The sequence below is a fragment of the Mycobacterium sp. TH-M15 genome, assembly GCF_057473705.1.
In genome coordinates, this window is record NZ_JBYCLB010000390.1 from 1 (window position 1) to 3,494 (window position 3,494).

3 protein-coding genes and 1 pseudogene are annotated in these 3,494 nt (G+C 68.9%); all 4 read left to right on the top strand.

Going from position 1 to position 3,494, the window contains the following annotated elements; genetic code table 11:
- On the top strand, positions 1–675 hold a 675-nt coding region (locus AC2VNT_RS09525; RefSeq protein WP_486946623.1), incomplete at its 5' end, for a MinD/ParA family ATP-binding protein.
- Positions 672–2,198: a type VII secretion integral membrane protein EccD gene (gene eccD / locus AC2VNT_RS09530; protein ID WP_486946624.1), complete on the top strand. Its 1,527-nt coding sequence runs from the start codon at positions 672–674 to the stop codon at positions 2,196–2,198. The genes AC2VNT_RS09525 and eccD, both read left to right, overlap by 4 nt.
- A gap of 230 nt (positions 2,199–2,428) precedes the next feature.
- A pseudogene (locus tag AC2VNT_RS09535) lies at positions 2,429–2,617 on the top strand (S8 family serine peptidase); the annotation flags it as partial.
- Positions 2,618–2,968: 351 nt separating this feature from the next.
- Positions 2,969–3,494: S8 family serine peptidase (locus AC2VNT_RS09540; RefSeq protein ID WP_486946625.1), on the top strand; the 526-nt coding region annotated here is incomplete at its 3' end.

The window sequence follows — 3,494 nt, forward strand, 5'->3', positions numbered from 1 at the left end:
GCACTCGACGTCGACCCGTCATTCGGCAAGCTCGCCCACCGCATCGCACCACAGACCACACAAACCTATTGGGACCTGCTCGCCGACGCCGCCGGCGGCGGGCTGCAACGCTGGACCGACGTAAAAACCCACCTGGGCGCCAACAGCGACAGCGGTCTATGGCTGCTACGCGGCGAGCACCGCACTGAGTCGCGCCGCCTCATCGACGGCAAAACCTACACCTCGGCGATGCGAATCATCGACCGCTACATGAACTTGGCGATCATCGACTGCGGGCAGGTCCTCGAACACCCCGTCATGGAGGCGGTCTTGCCGACACTGTCGGCCGCCGTCGTGGTTGGCGCTATGGAACCCGGCGCCGGCCAGGCCGCCGGGGAAACCCTGGCGTGGCTGAGCGGCGCGGGCTACCACCGACTGATCTCTCACACAGTGGTCGTTCTCAACGACCCGCGCGGTCGGGCGTCAAAGGGCACTCGCACCGCCCTGGAGCGCGAATTCCGCGCCCACACCGGCGGCGCAACCGTCGTCATGCCATTCGACGACTACCTCAGCACCGGCGGCGTCATCGAGAACCTGCGTGCCCTGGCGCCGCGCACCCGCCGCCGCGGCATCGAGCTCGCCGCCCACATCGCCGCCGGGTTCGGCGCCACCAACCTCGAGGCGCGCCGCCGATGACCTCCGATTCACCGGCTGCCCCGAACACAACGACAAAGACGTCCCCGGCTCCGGTTCCGGCATCGACGCGGGTCTACATCCTGGCCGAACGAACAACTCTCATTCCGATGGTGCTGCCGGCGTGCGCACCTCTGGAGCGGGTCGTTGCCGCCACCGCCGCCGCGGTGGCCACCCGCCTGGCCCCAGGCACCCTGGATGATTCCGCGGTCTACGAACTTGCCTGGATCGACGGGGCCGCGATCTCAGACAAAGCTCATGGCACGCTGGAAAACAGCGGAGTGCGCGACGGCGACATCCTGCAGCTGCTGCCCGCACTCGAGCCGATCCGCTACGTTCCCCGCAACGAGAATGTCGCATCGGCTCTGGCGACCTATCTGCGGACCCGGGTCAATCCGGTCACCGCCACGATCGCCCACGCCGTGGCGATCGGCACCATCATCACCGCAATCCTGGTGTGCACCGGCCTGCTGTGGCGGGCCCGGCTCGACCCGGCCTGCCCGGTAGCACTGGCCGCGACCGCCCTTGGCGTGCTGGCCGCCCTGGGGTGGGCCGCAACCGCGATCACACATGTCCGCTGGCCGCAATTCGGTTGGGTCCGTGACGGATTCGCAGCCACCAGCGTAGCTGTGTCCGCGGCGGCGCTGGCCGCCGTGCCACCCAAGCTGGGCCCGGCGAACGTGTTCGCCGGGGCTTGTGCACTCAGTGCCGGCGCGATCGTGGTGATCAGCCTGCGGAAACGCTACTGGGTGGCCGGCACGGCGGTAGCGTGCATCGCCACCCTCGCCGCGGCCGCGGCCGGTGTCGGGCTTTACAGCCCGCTGTCGGGGTTTGAGGTCGGCGTCGCGGGCCTCGTTTGTGCGCTGGTGTTGATTACCGCCGCACCACGATTGGCGTTGACGTTGGCGCGCATCCCTCGCCAACCGTTCCGCTCCATCCGTAACCGCGACATGTTCGATCACGCTTCCGACCAACCTCACGACACGGTATCGCCGGTCGTCGACGACGTTCCCGACCCGTCGCTGATGTCGGCGCAGGCCGTCGCATCAGCAGCCGAGCGCGCCCGCTCGGTGCTGATCGGCACGTGCACCGCTGTCGCGGTTATCGAAATCGTATCGGCATGGCTGGCGATCACCCCTCACCAGCACCGGCCGGTGCTGTCCACGCTGCTGGTCATCGCGGTCGCCGTCGAACTCATTGGCCGCGCCCGACGATTCAACGACGCCGTACAGGCCACCCTGCTGGTTACGGCCTCCGCTGCGGCCCTGGTCGTTATCGGCGCGAAATACGCGTGGACAACACCCGGCGGCGACCTCAGCTCGGTGCTGACCTTCTGCGGATGGGCGCTACTGCCGGCCACCGGCATCTTCTTGATGGGCACCGCGCTGTGGCAGCACCTGTTCTCCCCGAACACCCGCAAGGCCGTCGAATGGTTGGGGTACGCCCTGATCGTAGTGATCCCCGTGTTGGCGGCCTGGGCGTTGGGGATTTTCGGCTATCTGCGCACACAAGGAGTGCACTGGTGAGGCGACGTATTGTCAGTGTGCTGGCCGCGGCCAGCACACTGTCCGCGGCCGTGACGTGAGGTACCCCAATTCCGCGGGCTGCCGCGGTCGACATCCCGGGGATCGACCCGGCCGCGTTACCGCCGCCGAGCACGCCAGGCCCGGAACAGGCGATGAAGCAGACTGCCCGCTGCATCAGCCCGATCACCGTCGATCAGCCTGACGTCAAGCTGCCGGCGCCCGGTTTCGCCATGCTCAACGTCGATCAGGCGTGGAAGTTCTCCACCGGTGCCGGGGTGACGGTCGGGGTCATCGATACCGGCGTCACCCCCAACCCGCGCTTGCCGCGGGTCTACGCCGGCGGCGACTACGTCACCGGTCAAGCTGATGGTGGCCTGGACGACTGTGAGGGACACGGGACCGCTGTGGCATCCATAATCGCAGGTCAGCCGTTTGATCCGGCCACCAAACCGCCTAGCCGGCCTGAGAACGCCCCAGCGCTGCCGCCCCCGCCGCCGCCGCTGGGGCCCGGCGCGCCGGTCACCCCGCCACCAGAACCACCCAAACCGGTCACCGTCACCGTGGTCACTCCGCCTCCGGCCCCACCACCACCGCCCCCGCCGGAAAACCCGCCGGCAGCCCACCACCGTGTGCTACCCCAGCAGTGGCCGGTCTACCCGGCCGCCGGCAACGGTCCGCATCCACTCGAGCCCGCTCCGCCGCCACCGCCCGGGCCACCACCACCAGGGGACGCATTCGTCGGGGTCGCCCCCGACGTCGCCATCATCTCGATGCGCCAGTCATCGGAAGGCTTCAGCCCCGAACACGCCGGCTATGACCCCGACGGCCGTATCCGCAAAGCCGGCGACCTGATGACGCTGGCGCGGGCAATCCGCCGCATGGCCGACCTGGGCGCCAGAGTCATCAACCTGTCAGTGCAGAGCTGCATGAACGCCAACGACCTGATCAACGACGCCGCCGTGGGCGCGGCCCTCAACTACGCTGTGGTCGACAAAGACGCGGTCGTCGTCGCCGCGGCCGGCAACACCGGCGAGCCCGGCTGCGGCCAAAACCCCCTCTTTGACCCGCTGCGCGCCGACGACCCCCGCGACTGGCATCAGGTCTCGACCGTGGTCAGCCCAGCCTGGTACGGCGGCGCCGACCTGGTACTGACCGTCGGCGGCGTCGACGCCGGGCCCGCCGCCGCGGGTGCACCCCTGAAAGAAAGCATCGCCGGACCATGGGTGCAGGTCGCCGCCCCGAGCACACCTATCATCGCCGTCGCCAACAAACCTGACGGCCAAGTCGTCAACGCCC

Excerpts from the sequence above, each read along its gene's own strand:
- eccD (WP_486946624.1), top strand. The coding sequence starts at position 672 with ATGACCTCCGATTCACCGGCTGCCCCGAACACAACGACAAAGACGTCC.